The sequence below is a fragment of the Ferribacterium limneticum genome (genome assembly GCF_020510565.1).
In the GTDB taxonomy this organism is placed as follows: domain Bacteria; phylum Pseudomonadota; class Gammaproteobacteria; order Burkholderiales; family Rhodocyclaceae; genus Azonexus; species Azonexus limneticus_B.
The window spans coordinates 716,378-730,824 of record NZ_CP075189.1; the positions used below are offsets into that span (position 1 = coordinate 716,378).

General features: G+C 61.8%; 11 protein-coding genes. All 11 read right to left on the reverse strand.

Features of this window, described 5'->3' with window-relative positions; genetic code table 11:
- Window positions 1-55: 55 nt before the first annotated feature.
- The 11 genes from KI610_RS03430 to KI610_RS03480 all read right to left on the reverse strand — a co-directional run bounded on the left by KI610_RS03430 (window position 56) and on the right by KI610_RS03480 (window position 14,393).
- Window positions 56-769: a type II secretion system protein gene (locus KI610_RS03430; protein WP_226497294.1), complete on the reverse strand. Its 714-nt coding sequence runs from the start codon at window positions 767-769 to the stop codon at window positions 56-58.
- Between the two features lie 22 nt (window positions 770-791).
- Entirely contained in the window at window positions 792-3,068 is a 2,277-nt protein-coding gene (locus KI610_RS03435) for a hypothetical protein (RefSeq protein ID WP_226497295.1), read from the reverse strand.
- Window positions 3,065-3,430 carry a hypothetical protein gene (locus KI610_RS03440; protein ID WP_226497296.1) on the reverse strand — a complete coding sequence of 122 codons (366 nt, stop codon included), beginning with the start codon at window positions 3,428-3,430 and terminating at the stop codon, window positions 3,065-3,067. Before KI610_RS03440 ends, KI610_RS03435 begins: the two co-directional genes overlap by 4 nt.
- Window positions 3,427-4,029, reverse strand: a complete 603-nt coding sequence (locus tag KI610_RS03445) for a hypothetical protein (protein WP_226497297.1) — start codon at window positions 4,027-4,029, stop codon at window positions 3,427-3,429. The genes KI610_RS03440 and KI610_RS03445 overlap by 4 nt, the downstream gene beginning before the upstream one ends.
- Window positions 4,026-5,534 (reverse strand): hypothetical protein, encoded by a 1,509-nt coding sequence (locus KI610_RS03450; RefSeq protein WP_226497298.1) that lies wholly within the window; start codon window positions 5,532-5,534, stop codon window positions 4,026-4,028. Before KI610_RS03450 ends, KI610_RS03445 begins: the two co-directional genes overlap by 4 nt.
- Window positions 5,531-6,730, reverse strand: a complete 1,200-nt coding sequence (locus KI610_RS03455; RefSeq protein ID WP_226497299.1) for a type II secretion system F family protein — start codon at window positions 6,728-6,730, stop codon at window positions 5,531-5,533. Before KI610_RS03455 ends, KI610_RS03450 begins: the two co-directional genes overlap by 4 nt.
- Window positions 6,731-6,737: 7 nt before the next feature.
- Complete coding sequence (locus KI610_RS03460; RefSeq protein ID WP_226497300.1) at window positions 6,738-8,444, reverse strand: GspE/PulE family protein; 1,707 nt, start codon at window positions 8,442-8,444, stop codon at window positions 6,738-6,740.
- Between the two features lie 7 nt (window positions 8,445-8,451).
- A complete protein-coding gene (locus tag KI610_RS03465) occupies window positions 8,452-9,699 on the reverse strand; it encodes a tetratricopeptide repeat protein (RefSeq protein WP_226497301.1) in 1,248 nt (415 codons plus the stop codon).
- 9 nt (window positions 9,700-9,708) lie between these two features.
- Window positions 9,709-11,502 (reverse strand): pilus (MSHA type) biogenesis protein MshL, encoded by a 1,794-nt coding sequence (gene mshL / locus KI610_RS03470; RefSeq protein ID WP_226497302.1) that lies wholly within the window; start codon window positions 11,500-11,502, stop codon window positions 9,709-9,711.
- Window positions 11,503-11,613: 111 nt separating this feature from the next.
- A complete protein-coding gene (locus KI610_RS03475; protein ID WP_226497303.1) occupies window positions 11,614-12,996 on the reverse strand; it encodes an ExeA family protein in 1,383 nt (460 codons plus the stop codon).
- A complete protein-coding gene (locus KI610_RS03480; RefSeq protein ID WP_226497304.1) occupies window positions 12,993-14,393 on the reverse strand; it encodes a sigma-54-dependent transcriptional regulator in 1,401 nt (466 codons plus the stop codon). The genes KI610_RS03475 and KI610_RS03480 overlap by 4 nt, the downstream gene beginning before the upstream one ends.
- Window positions 14,394-14,447: the final 54 nt, after the last annotated feature.

Genomic DNA, 14,447 nt, shown 5'->3' on the forward strand with positions numbered 1-14,447 from the left:
TTTGGCAGTCGGCTTGCCCCCGGTCAATATGCCGAACAGTTTGCTTGACCGATATCTAGGGGAGTTTGCCGACAGCGACCATGCGTGATTTGAGCACAGTGGGGATGACCCAGGTGACGAGATCGTCGAAATTATCGGTGGGCGTGTGGGCGATGAAGGTCAGATCGGCATCGGCATTTTCTGCTTCGTCGCCAATTGCGCCGGGTAACTGGGCGCCGCTTGGCTGAAAGGCGCCGACGCCTCGGCTACCGTGGCTGACGATGACGACAGGGACATCAGACGCAATGACCAGCCCGTTATCCATGACGTTGGCAGTGCCCGCATTGTCGGCTGGCACTGCGGTTGCGCTTCCCGTTGAGAGGGTGAAGCTGGCCTGGGCATCGGCCGCCAGGGCCGCTGTAAATTTGGCGCTGACAAAATAGGTAAAGCGATTTCCCCACGGGTCGGTCTCGGATAAACCCAGCGTCACCCAGGGGACGACACCAAAACGCAAGTCGTCTGCACACGGCGGGGTGCGTGTCCTTCCTGCTGCAGGATCGGTATTGGGCAGGTTGGCGGGGGCCGGACAAGGGAGGCGTCCGTTCGTCATGGCGTAGCCGATCAGCGCTTCACGAACGGTTTCCAGCTGCTGCCGGGCTTCCTTGTTCTGGATTTGCTCGCGCTGGCCCGACAGTCCGAACATGAGACCGCCGGCCAGCAGGGCGACGATGACCAGGACGATGGTCAGTTCGACTAGGGAAAAACCGCCGTGGCGCGCCAAGGAGGTCATGGAGCGACGGAAGGTGGCTGGCTCAGTAGGCAAGGCGGTCATTAAACGAGGGGCTAACGGTCTCAACAACGAAATGGGGCGTTGGCGCCAAGGCGTCGCCATTGCGTGACAGATCGCCATTGCCTTTCTCCAGATAATTCCGGACATCGGAGCTTGGACGAAGTTGCGAGGATAAAGAGCGACCAGCGCCGATGACAACTGCACGGTAGTTGCCGGCACCATTGACGGTCAGCGTGCCGCTTGGTGGCCGCACTTGTGCGCTGATCTGGTAGAAAAACAGGGATTTCCAGTTGCCTTGCGTCCACCAGTTGCCTTGGCTGCTGGTAGGTGTCAGAAAGGCGCATTCGGCGCTGGACCAGCGGGTCGGGATGGCGGCCTGGGCGAAACCTGTCCGCAAGCTGTCGTCGAGGGCATCGGCCGCAGCGATCAAGGCGTTCAGGCGGTAACGCAGGTTGTCGATGGCGGCTGCAATCTCCTCGCTACTGGAAGTTGCATTACTCAATACCGCGATGGCGCCACCACTGCCAGCGAGGCTGTTCAGCAATTGGCTGGCCGCTGTATAGGCTGAACTGTCGCGGTTTTCCAGAGCGACCTGTCCGCCGACGATTCCCTTGCGCGCCTTGCCGGCGAGGTCGGGCGTCAGTTCGATGGCAATCGAAATCCAAGCCTGCAGAATATTGATCGTTTTGGCCAGTTCCCGCGCCGCAGTCACCTTGGCAGGCGCTGTATTCTGTGCCGTGGCGAGCAAATTCATCGTAGCGATGATCGATTCGAGTGCGACATTGTCTGCTGTGCTGCCAGGTGTTGCTACTGCGCGACTGGCTAGCACGATAGGTTCGATGGACTGGCTGGCGGTCAGCAAGGCTACTGTGTCCGCTCTGGCTTGGGCGACGGCTTCGCTGGAAAGTTGCTTGCGGGCTGTATTCAGGCTGCTGACTGCCGATGTGGCCAGCGCATAAGTGCCAGAGATTGCATTATCGATGGCGAGATCAGATGACTGGCTATTCTCCAGCAGACCATTTCTCAATGGGGTAACCGCATCCAGAACCGTTCGGACCTGCGCGCTGGTCGGCTGAGCGGGAAGCTGAGAAAGTTTGCTCTCGATGTTCTGGTTCAACAGACTCAACTTGCCGACGAATAAGTCGAAGCCGCTGTCGGCGAGCGCCGTCCGGAATGCGTCGAGTGTGGCCTGGTTGGCCGTGATGGCGGAAGGAATGGTTTGCGACAGCGCGCTGTAGCTCTCCTTGCTGGCGGTGGCTGTATCGAAAATGCCTTCCAGTTGAACCAGGCTTTGTCCAGCACGGAAGGCAGAATCGTACAGGGCGACGGCGGCCAGGAAAATGCGGTCGTAAAGTGCCAGGGCGTTGGCCGCTTCGGCCTGCAGTGCCGACAAAGTACTGGTTGTCGGTATCTGTGCCTGCGCGAGGGTTGTTTGCAGTGCGCGCAAACTAAGGGTCGAGCCTTGCAGTGCCTGCTCCGGATTGCCGGGCTGGGTGTCCGGGAGCATGCCGAATAGTGATCCGATGAAACCGGGGGCATTGGTAATGCGCGTTGTCGCATTTGCAGTATTGGTCAGCACTTGTTCGGCAATACGGGAAAACGGGGCAGGCCACGGGTAGGTGTTCGTGCTTCGGGAATGCTGCTCGAGGCAGGTGCGGAGTTCGTTGGCAATGCGCTGCTCGACGGCGGCCATCAATTCCTGGCGGGTGATGGCGATGACGATATCGTTGTCTTCGGAGGTGCTGAGTTCGTTTGTGCGGTCATGGTTGTAGAAATAGTCGTTGCCGTCGGCATTGCGGGCATCCGGTACGCCGCGGGTGGCGATGATGACGGCGGCGATGTCGTTGCTGTTGCTGCCGGCCGGAACATCAAGACGAAGCGTGGTTGCTGTTTCGCTGTTGAGAACGGCGGCCGGGTTTTGGCCACCGAAGGCAGGGGAAAGGTGGTAGCGAAAGTTTCCGCCCTGAGGGTCGGTATTGTCTGGTAGATCGAGCGTTTTCCACGGGAGCAGGCCGCCGTAGCTGGCGCATTCATTGAGGACGAACAGCGGGGACATACCATCGCCGATCTGGTCGGGGCAAAGCAGCCTGCCCGGTCGCGTGGTGTCGTTTACGGCGTGGGCGATGACCGCTTCCTTGGCGCGCACCAGGCGTTGCATGACGGTATCGCGATCCTGGTTCTGGGTGTCGCCGAGATTGCTGCTGCGATAGAAGGCATAGCCTCCGGCCAGCAGGAGCATGACGAGCAGGGCGAGGAGTGCAACGCCCCTCTGCGCGGAGGGTGGGGCGCGGCGTTTCATTTTGTGCTGCCGCGTTTTATGTCGATGCGGCCGCTGCCGATCACGCTTTCGCGCTCGCCGGTGGCCGGGTTGAAGGTGTCGCCGACGGGCACACGTGGCGGCGGTGCGCTCCCGTCCCAGTTGGCTTCGCCGTTGATCCAGCGGATGCTGCGGCCAGCGCTGCTGCGGACTTCTCCGTTGATGGTCTGGCTGGCTTCGCTATCGGCATTGGGCTGGAAGCCGGGGTTGTGCTGGCGCTGGAGGTCGAGCCTGGCTCTTTGCTGCGGGTCGAGGAAGAGGCGGCCGAGCGGTGCTTCTTCGGCCTGACCGGGCTGGTTGGCGGAGCAAATCAGCAGGAGAGCGAGGAGGCGAATCCGGCTCATTTTTTGTCACTCGCCGGACGAATGGTCAGCCAATGCATTTCGCACTCGGCCCCGAATTGGGCCATGGCGGCGCGGCCATCGGCCTGGCGCGGCAAAGGCGAGAGCTTGCAGGCGCGTACGATAACCAGGGCCTTGGCATTTTTCTGAATGCGGGCGAGGAAATTGATCAGGTCTTCTTCATGCAGCAGGCGGAGTTGCAGGCGCAGCGGGCTGCTGAACCAGGCGTAGCTGGCGTCGCCTGCCTTGTCCAGGCTGGTCTGGGCGCCGAACTCGTAGCTCATGCCCGGGATGCGTAGCTCGCGCTGCGTTTCGCGGAGCATTTCCATCCAGTCGAGGCGCTTTTCGTCGCCGGTGATGCCGGAATTTTGCAGTTGCTGCAGGAGTTGCGTTCGCTCGCGGATTTCCTGTTCTTCGGTGCGGACCTGGCGCAGACGTTGTTCGATCTGGTTTTTGGTCGTCATTGCTGCGTTGCGTTCGTGCTCGGCCTTGCCGGCGTCGAGCTGGCTGCCCCAGACGAGCAGGCTGGCGACGGCGATCATGGCCAGCGCGGCGAGCAGGGGGAGCCAGAGTTTCGGGAGATCGCGGCTGGTCAGTTTCATGGCGCGACGTTCCGGACGATTTCGACGGCAAACTGCCGGGGCTGGGTTTCTTCATCGAGCCCGTCGCCGCCGCGCAGGGCCCGTCCTGATTCGATGTCGAAGGGGCGTTGCAGTACGTTGATGGTGTTGGCGGGATCGGTGCGCAGGGCGTCGACAAATTGATCGAAGACGGCCAGGGTTTGCCGGGTCGTTGCCCGCTCCAGATGGATGGAGCCGCGGACGGTGGTGATTTCCGGCTCGCTGCCAGGCACTCCCACGGTCAACCGGAAATTTTGCCCAAATTTCCAATCGATGCCTTCGAGAACGATGGCCGGCATGCGGTCGAGAACGCGGCTGACCATGCGGTAGCTCGGTGTCGGCTGGCGTTGCTGGGCCAGTAGCTCGCCGTAGCGGCCGGTCAGGCGGCGCAGCGTGTCGTTGTCCATGCCGAGTTGCGGGAAGGTCGCCGAGATTTCCTGGTAGCGCCGGGTGAAATCGGCTTCGCTGGCCGCCAGCGCCCGGGCTTCGGCGCGCAGCTCACTGGCCACGTAGGTTTCCTTGGCGGCGAACAGGACGCCGCCGAGCAGGGCGATCAGTCCGGCCGCGAAGAGGCCATGGCGGATTTGCGCCAGGCGGAAATGGTGGCGATGTGTTTCGCCGGCAAATTGCTGGGCGGGCGGCGCTGTCGCCAGCAGGTGCAGGAAGAGCAGGTCGCTGCGGTTGTCGGCGGGCAGCGTGTGCAACTTGAGCTTGTGCGCCGCGACATGGCTGTCGATCAGCGTGAAGTTCAGCTTGCTGTGTTCCGGGCAGGCCTTTTCGATGGACGGAATGGTCAGCGGATGGGCGACGATGAAAGCGGGCAGGCTTTCGTCGCGCCCGATCAGGCGTTGACCGATCAGGTATTGGTGCAGCTTGCCAGCTTCGGCGGCAAAGGCGCTGGCGATGCCGGCGATGCTGCTGTCGGTGAGCGGCGCCATGCGCGAAAAATGGGCGTGGCCGTCAACCAGGTAGGTTTCGCGGATCGAGTGATCCTGCAGGGTGAGCAGCAGGCAGCGGCCGCTGTCCTGGCCGAGCTTTTTGAGCAACTGGCCGCCCAGTTGGGCCACGGTGTAGATGCCGGCCAGCGGCACTGCGGCATCGCTGATCCGGCGCAGCCATGGCTCGAAATGGGCCGGGTTGGTCAGGGCGGAGAGCAGCAGCTTTTCGTTCTTGCGCTGGCTTTTTTCGTAGCCGAGCGAAATAGCCGCGGCGAGTGGCGTGCCGAGAAAATGTTGGCCGATCTTGCGGGTAATCAGCGTTTGCCGGTCGCCGCCCTGCAGGAAGGGGATGGTTTCCAGCGCATGGCCTTCCTCGGCGACATTGGCCAGTAGCGAGAACTGGCTGCTGCTGTGTTCCCTGAGATATTCGGCGAATTGCAGCAGGCCGTCCTCGTCGTTGTCGAAAACGCCCTCGGCGCGCAGGCTGCCCTGCTGCCAGGCGTGGGCCGACAGGCGATGGGTGTTGAGATAGAGGAGGCGGCAGCTCACGTTTTGATCTTGCTGATGACGTCGTAAATGGGGCCGATGACCGACAGCATAATCCAGCCGAGCAGGGCGCCCATGAAAAGCGTCAGCATCGGCTCGATGAGCGCCTGCGCCTTGCCGACCGATTCCTTGACGTCGCGGTTGTAAAAATAGCTGACATTGAGCAGCGCCTTGTCCAGTCCGCCCGTGCTTTCGCCGATGCGCAGCATGCGCACGACGAGCGGCGGAAACATGCCGACATCGTGGAAGGCGCCGGCCACATTCTGACCTTCGCGGATCGACTGCTCGACGCGCTCAAGCGCCTTGCGCACGACGCGGTTGCCGACGACATGCTGCGTCGTGCGGATCGATTCGAGTACCGGAATGCCCGAGGCGTAGAGCATGGCGAAGGTGTTGGCGAAACGGGAGAGGATGATTTTTTTCAGGATCGGACCGATCACCGGCAGGCGCAGCTTGATGCCGTCGAGGCGAAAGCGCGCCAGCGGGTTGCTGCGCAGCACGGCCTGCAAGGCAACGACGGCGATGATCGGCAAGGCGAGAAAAACATACCAGTAGTTGACCAGCAGGTCGGAGATGAAAAACAGCAGCTTGGTATGCGGCGGCAGTACCTGCCCCATGTTCTTCACGAACAGTTTGAGCTGCGGGACCATGTAGATCATCAGGAAGAACGTGGCGGAGAGCACGATGGTTGCCACGAAGGCCGGGTACATCAGCAGCTTTTTCGTGTGCGAGGCCAGTTCGTCTTCCCACTTCAGCGATTCGGACAGGCTGGCCAGCACATCCGGCAACTGGCCGCTCGCCTCGCCGGCACGGATCAGGTTGCAGAACACCTGGCTGAAAATTTCCGGGTGGGCGTTCATCGCCTGCGACAGAGTCTGGCCGCCTTCGATGCTTTCGATCAGCCCGGCCATCACTTCGCGGAAGCGGGGATGGTCGACCGAGTCGCGCAGGTCGGTGAGCCCTTCAAGGATGGGCACGCCAGCCCGGGTCAGGTGTTCGAGGTGGAAGCAAAAATTGATCAGTTCCGGCCGCGGCACGCGCTGCGCGCCAAACAGGGCGCGATGTTTGATCGGCGAACCGGTGATCAGATCAAGATTCATGCGCTTCAGGCGCATTTCGAGGTCGACCAGATTGATCGCATCGAGTCGTCCGTAGGTCATCCGACCTTCCACGCTGACCGCCTTGTAATCGAACAACATGGCGCGTCTACATCCGGTCGGTCAGGTCGACGACGCGGGCCAGTTCTTCAAGCGAAGTCGTGCCGTTGAGCACGCGATGCATGCCGTCGTCGGCCAGCGTGGTGAAGCCCTGGAGCAACGCCCGCGAGCGGATTTCGTGGGTGGTCGCGCGGCGGGCGATCAGCTCGTCGATGCCGGCGTCGATGCGCAGCAGTTCCATGATCGCGATGCGGCCGCGGTAACCCTGGAAATCGCACAATTCGCAACCGGTAGCGCGGAACAGCACCGGCCGCGGCCCTTCGCCAAGGTCGCCAAGGAGGCGGATCTCATGCGGTTCGGCGTGATACGGTGACTTGCAGTGATCGCACAGGCGGCGAATCAGGCGCTGGGCGATGATGCCGATGATGTTGCCGGCCATCACGTCGGGCAAAACGCCGATGTCGAGCAGGCGCGGCACGGCGCCGATGGCCGAATTGGTGTGCAGGGTGGTGTACACCTGGTGGCCGGTCATGGCGGCGCGGAAGGCCATTTCGGCCGTTTCCGCATCGCGCACCTCGCCGACCAGGATGACGTCCGGGTCCTGGCGCATCATGGAGCGGATGCCGTTGGCGAAATCGAGTTTGGCTGTTTCCGAGACCGAGGTCTGGCGCACCATCGCCATCGGGTATTCGACCGGGTCTTCGAGGGTCATGATGTGAATGCCCTCGGAATTGATGTGATTGAGCACCGAATAGAGCGTCGTCGTCTTGCCGCTGCCGGTCGGGCCAGTGACGAGGATGATGCCTTCCGGCCGCGAAATCATGAGTTTGAGCTGGTGCAGGTGCTCCTCGGCCAGACCGAGATTTTCCAGCGGGACAATGCCTTTTTGCCGGTCGAGAATGCGCAGGACAATGTTTTCGCCATGGATGGTCGGCTGGCTGGCAACCCGGAAATCGATGGGGCGGCCAGAAACGGTGAGGCTGATCCGTCCATCCTGCGGCGCCCGCATTTCGGCGATATTCATGCCGGAAAGCACCTTGATGCGCACCGTCATGGCCGGCCAGTAGGACTTATGCAGGGCGCGAATCTGGCGCAGCATGCCGTCGATGCGGTAACGGATGCGCAGGAAATTGGCTTCCGGTTCGAAGTGGATGTCCGACGCCTCGCGCTTGACCGCGTCGGTGAGGATCGAATCGATCAGGCGAACGACCGGCTGGCTGTACTCGTCATCGGTGGCGGACAGGCTCTGCCAGTCGATTTCGCCGGTTTCGATCTCGTGCAGGATGCCGTCTATCGACAGCTCGTGGCCGTAATACTGGTCGATGGCGTGGTCGATTTCCGATTCGCCGCCGAGCAGGGTTTCAATTTCGGTGCCTTCTTCGAGTTGACCGCGCACCCGGTCGAGACCAACGATGTCGTTGATGTCCGAAATGGCCAGCGTCAGGCGGCGGTTCGGGCGGTCGTAGTCGAGCGGCAGCAGGTGGTGGCGTTTGGCCATGTCGCGCGGCACCAGCTTGAGCGCCTGCGGGTCGACGACAGCGTGCGAGAGGTCGATGCTCTGCTTGCCGAGATTTTCAGAGAGCGCCTGGCGCAGCGTGGCCTCGGTGACGAAGCCGAGCGAAACCAGCAGCTTGCCGATCGGCTGGTTCTGCTTCATTTGCTCGAGCAGCGCGATACGCAGCTGATCTTCCGACAGGATGCCTTCGGAAATCAGGATCTGGCCGAGTGGCCGGCGCTGGAGGGCGGAAGTGCTCATGGTGCGGTCAGCGTTGCAGCCCGGGTTGCAACTCGCCCAGACGTTGCTCGACCTTGTCGTGCGCGAAGCCGGCCGGGCGTTTGGCCGACGCTTCCAAGGCCAGCCGGTAATGCTGGGCGGCGAGGCGCGATTGGCGCAGGTGATCGAGGCTGACCGCCAGATTGAACAGGTAGTCAGGGTTGTCGCCATCGGCCGCCACGGCGTTGAAATAGACCTGCTGGGCCTCGGCCCAGCGGGCCTGGCGAGAATACAGATTACCGAGGGCGAAATTGAGCGGCGCCGATTCGGGCTGGCTGGAGAGCAGCGACTTCAAGCGGCTTTCTGCTGTGGTCGGATCGGCGTTGACCGACAGGTTGTTGAGGACGGCCGCCTGGGTTGCCGGATCGCTCGGGTTGGCGACCAGCGCCCGCTGGCGCAAACCATCGGCGTCCGCAGCACGCCCCTGGCGATGGGCGATGGCGGCCAGGGCGAGCAGGGCGTCGGTGTTGTTCGGATCGCGTTGCAGCGCCTGTTCGAACTCCCGGCGCGACAGTTCCGTCTCGCCGCGTTGCAGGCTGGCGTGACCGCGAGCGAGGTTGGCGTCAGGCTCCGGCTGGGTTCGCGTCAGGCGAATCTGGGGGGCGGCCTCGTCTTCGGGCGCCGGCATCGGGGCCGGGCGCGCCTCCCGACGCGGGAAAAGCGGTGGCGCGGCCGGTTCGGGGGGGACTCCCACGGTCGACCGGAAAAAAGGGGCAAAATCAGAAGACGGGGCGGGTTGCACTGCCGGCGCCGCCCGGGGGGGCGAGGGCTGGGCTGGCTGCGTCATCGCCGCCGGTGTGCCGGCGGCCAACGATCCGCGGTTCATTGCATTCATCTGATACCAGACATAGCCGCCGATGGCGATGCCGGCAACGCCGAGCGTGCCCAAGGCCAGCCAGAGCGGCAGCCGTGAAGGCGTCGCGGCGGGCTGCTTGGCGGCAAAGGCATTGCGCACAGCCTCGCGCTGTTCGGCCGGCCTGGCTTGCGGCGTCTCACTGGCTTGGGGAGCGGCCGGGCGGGGCTGGGGAAGCGCTGAACTGGCCAGTTCAGCGTCGACTGCCGCAAGGTGCGAGGCAAGGTCCGGCAGCGGATTGGCAGTGCCTCTGGCCGGTTCCGATCCAATCGGTTCCAGGCTGAGCAGGTCGCTGGCCGTTGGCAACATCCCGTCCTGCGAGTTGCGGGCCGATTCCTGCTTGGCATTTTCCGCCCGTCGCAGGGCATCCATCAGCAGGCTCATGCGCGGCCCTCAGCGGCTCGGGGTGATATTGAAGGGCTGGGCTTCATTCGGCTGAGCAAAGAAATTTTGCCCGGGAAGATGGTCGCGCAAGGCCGAGTAGTCACCGTCCAGGCTGGCGTCCTTGATGACGACGGGGCGGAGGAAAATGACCAGCTCAGTCTTCTGGGCTGCGTTGTTTCGGTTATTGACCAGTTCACCGGCCAGCGGGATTTGTCCGAGTAGCGGTACGCGTTGGTTCTGATAGTCGATCTTGTCTTCCATCAGACCGCCGAGAATGGCGATGTTGCCGCTGGCTACGCGCATCACCGATTCGATTTCGCGGGTTCGGATAACCGGAACCAGATTGCTGATTTCGTTTTTCTTGAGGTCGGGGTTGGGGTCCAGCACCTCACGGGCGACAGATGTAATGGTCGGGCGGACGTTGAGTGTCACGGCATCGCCATCGCTTATTTGCGGTGTTACGCTGACCACGAGTCCAACAGAAACGGACTGGGGTGTTGTTGTGTAAGTGGTTGTTGTGCCGACGTTGGCAGTGGTAGTCGTGTCGGCCTTGACGCTGAAATAAACGTAGTTTTCAACAACTTTCAATAGCGCCGTCTGGTTGTTCATGACCGAGACGCGGGGGCTGGAGAGCACCTTGGTAGTCCCGAAAGTGTCCAGCATCGTAATCAGGGAGTCAGGGTTGCCGCCTCTAGTGTAGGTAAGGTTGGCCGCATTCTTGGTAAGTGCATTGCCAACAAAACTGATCGTGCCGCCACCAGCCAGTTGAGTCCAGTTAATGCCTTGCTGGTAACCATCTTTCAATGTGACTTCAACAATGGTCGCCTCGATCAGCACCTGCCTCCTTGCCGAGTTGCTGACGCGGTCTACAAACTCCTGAATCCGATCATGCTGCCGTTGCGTCGCGCGCACCGTGATGACACCGCTTTCAGCATTCATGATGACCGATGCCGCCTCCCGGAAAGTGCTGCGGCGCTCAATGGAGGTGCCGGTCGCCTGGCTGGCCGAGTTCGGATTGGGGTTTCCCTGCAAGGCGTTGGCAATCGACTGGGCGGCTCGCTGCCCGACTCCCTGAGGCAGGGCGGCGGCGCCGGTCGAGGCTTGGGCAGTGGATTTTTCAATGACGGTTTCGCTCGACCCTTCCGGGAAGACCTTGTCGGTTTCGCGCAGGATGTCCTTGATGTTCTTTTCCAGCGACTCCCAGAATTGATTGCGGGAGGTGTTTTCAATGCGTGTGTTCGAAATGTTGCCACCGCCGCCCGTGGAAGGAGCACTTGTGCTGCCCGAGCTCCCGCCGGCGGTTCCGGTGGCAATCTGGGTGTTGGTCGAGACGGTGCCGGTGACGTTGCGCGCCATGTTCACGTAATCGACCTTGTAGTGTTTCAGGAAGGGCGAGTCGGGCATGACGGCAAGGTTGGGGCCATCCAGCTCAAAACGCATGTCGACCTGTTTTGAAATCCGGGTCAGCAGTTGCGGCAAGGTCTGGTCGATGGCATTCAGTGTGACCGTGCCGGTGATGCCGGGGTGAATGTCGACGTTGACCTTGGCGTCGCGGGCCAGGGCGAAGAGCAGATCACGAACCGGAACGTTATTGACGACGACACTGTAGGTTTCTGCCTTGCGGGTGGTGCGCGGCTTGGGCAGGGCAAGTGTTTGCTGGACCGGGGCGGGAATGTTTGCAGCGGCTGATGGTGCCGTGCTTTCGGTATTGAGATGCCCCTTCAGCGGTTCGCGCGGGGTGGGTGCCGCGCAGGCGGCCAGCAGGAAAGAAACGAGCGTTGTGCTGATGAAACCGATTTTCATCGGGTTTTGCCTTGTCTGAGCTAGATAGTCACGGTCACGGGTTGCGGCGTATCGCTATGATGCTAGCACGTAAATTGTCATGGCAACACGGTTTGGCTCCTGCCTGGCAGGCTAGCGTAACTTGCTGACCTGCCTTGGGAAAGGCTGGGCTGCCTTGATTGATTCCGGCAAGGTCTGCATGGCTGCAACGGCCTCTTCCCGGCTGTCGTAATCACCAAAAATCACGCCGACCCGGTCTCGCCCGGAAAGGCTGGAGCGGTAGGCGCGAATCTGCGATGCGTCGAGTACGGCTGTCGCGCGACTGAGGAAGCCTTCTATCTCTCCTGTCTGCGACGCGTCAGTGGCCAGTAGCTGGATGAAATAATGGTTGTTTTGGGCATCTGCGATCCACTGGTCATACTGACTGAAATGCTGGCGAGTCAGAGGGGCGAAGCGGATTTTGTCCTGCGTGCTTGCGGGGCCTTGGGCGTCGGCGCGCAAGGTTAATGGTTGCAGGCGCTTGCCGGGTTGGGCTGCTTGCTGGGGTTGAACCGCCGAGGGGGGCGAGGCGTTGCCGGGATCGGCCTCCCGGAAGGCCTGGGGAGGCGAGCCTGCGATCAGTGCGGCGAGCAGGGCAACAACGCCGGCTCCGGCCACGCCCCAAAGCAGCGGTTTGGGGTTGAAGGGGGCTTTGGGTTTGAGCGGCGAAAATCGCGCATCCTGGGCTGCAATCTTGATTTCATTGCTGCCTACTTGATGGGTGCCGCTGGAATAGGCGGCAAGCAGTGCCTTGTCGGCAAGAATGTTGATGCGTCGCGACAAGCCTTCCGAGATTTTGGCAATCATCGTCACCGCTTCGGCGGTGAAAGGATTGGGCCCGTGGTACCCGGCGGCGCGCAGGCGAAATTCGATGTAGGCCGCGACGTCGTTCTGTTTGAGTGGCGCCAGGTTGAAATGTTGGGTAATTCGCTCCCGGAGCTGGCGCATGTCAGTGGCGGCGAGGCGCTCTTCCAGTTCAGGCTGGGCGAAGAGCGCGATCTGCAACAATTTGGCAGCCTTGGATTCGAGGTTGGAGAGCAGGCGGATTTCTTCGAGCGATTCGGCGGGCATCGCATGCGCTTCGTCGATCAGCAGGACGACGCGTTTGCCCCCGGCGTAACGTTCGATGAGTGCGTCCTGCAGGGCGCGGGTCAGCGAGTGCGTGGCCTTGCCCTCGACCGGAACGCCAAGTTCGTCGGCTATGGCGCCAAGTATTTCCTGCCGGGAGAGCGACGGGTTGGCGAGGTAAAGTGTTTCGACGTTCTCGGGCAGGCGTTCGAGCAGCATCCGGCAGAGCATGGTCTTGCCGCTGCCGACTTCGCCGGTGACCTTGACGATGCCTTCGTCCTGCGTAATGGCATAGATCAGGGCGTCGAGCGTCGGCCCGCGGTTCGCCCCGGTAAAGAAAAAGTCGGTGTGCGGCGTGATCCGGAACGGTGGCTCGCGCAGGCCGAAGTGTTCGAGGTAAAGGCTCATCGGCGGGTCCAGCTTTCCATGCGGTTGTAGAGTGTCGTGCGATTGATGCCGAGGCGGCGGGCGGCTTCGCTCATGTTGCCGCCACTCAGTTCGATGGCGGCCTCGATGTAGCCGCGCTGCCAGAGTTCAAGCGTCGCGTCGAGGTTGAGACGGGAGGCTTTTTCGAGGTGCTTACTGGCCGCCAGCTTGGCGTCTTTGAGATCATCGGCGGCGAGTCCGGTCATGCTGGCCGCTGGTTCGATGCTGTCAAAGTGGTCGAACTCGGCGCGCAACTGGTCGGCGCTTACCCCTTGGCCGGGGTAGCGGGCACTCAGTCGGATGACGATATTGCGCAGTTCTCGCACATTGCCCGGAAAACCATAATCCAGCCAGAGCGACTGGGCGGGCGGGGTGAGCAGGAAGGGATCGGCGTGAACGCTGGTGGCGCAGCTTCTGCGGAAATGCTCGAGAAGAAGCAGGCGATCCAGGCCTGTTTCGCGCAGTGGTGGAACCGCTACGGTAAACACGGAAAGTCGGTGAAAAAGGTCAGCCCGGAAGCGCCCGGCCCGCATTTCCTGGCGTAGGTCGCGATTGGTGGCGGCGACGATACGTGCTGTGGAAACCCGGGTTTGCGTTTCGCCAACGCGCTGGTATTCGCCATTTTCGAGAACGCGTAGCAGTTTTGGCTGCAAATCGAGTGGCAATTCACCAATTTCATCAAGGAACAGCGTCCCGCTATCGGCGTCTTCAAAATAGCCCGATTTGGCACTGGTGGCGCCGGTAAAGGCACCTTTGGCGTAGCCAAAAAGAGTCGGCTCAAGCAGCGTTGGCGAAATGGCGGCGCAGTTCAAGGCAAGAAAAGGCTTGTCGTGGCGCTCGGTCAGGCGGTGCAGATAGTGGCTGGCGACGATGTCCTTGCCGCTGCCTGACTCGCCTTCGATCAATACCGGGTAGGCCAGATTGGCGTATTGGCCGAGTTGCAGGCGAAGGCGCTGCATGGGCAGGCTTTCCCCGATCAGCCCACCCGCCTGAGCGGTCCGGGGCTCGTTGCCAAAACGTAGCGCCTGACGGAAAAGTTCAGTCAGTCGGCTCGGGTCGCATGGTTTGGCTACGAAGTCGACGGCGCCCAGGGTGCGCGCATGGCGGGCGTTGCCCTCGTCGCTCTGGCCGGAAAGAACGATGATCTTCATGTCCGGCGACAAGGCCAGCAGGTCGCCAATCAGGGCAAAACCCTCGTCAGGCCGGTGCGGGAGAGGCGGAAGGCCGAGGTCGACCAGGGCCAGTTGAGGCGGTTGCCTGAGTTGCCGGAGCAGGGTCAGGGCATGCCCTCTGGATTGACTGGTGAGAACGTCATATTCCTGCGCAAAAGCGAAACTGAGCGATTCGCTGATGAGCAAATCATCATCGACAATCAACAAGAGTGGCTTGGCTGATGGCAAGAGCACAACATTCCATGTGAAATTTTACCGATT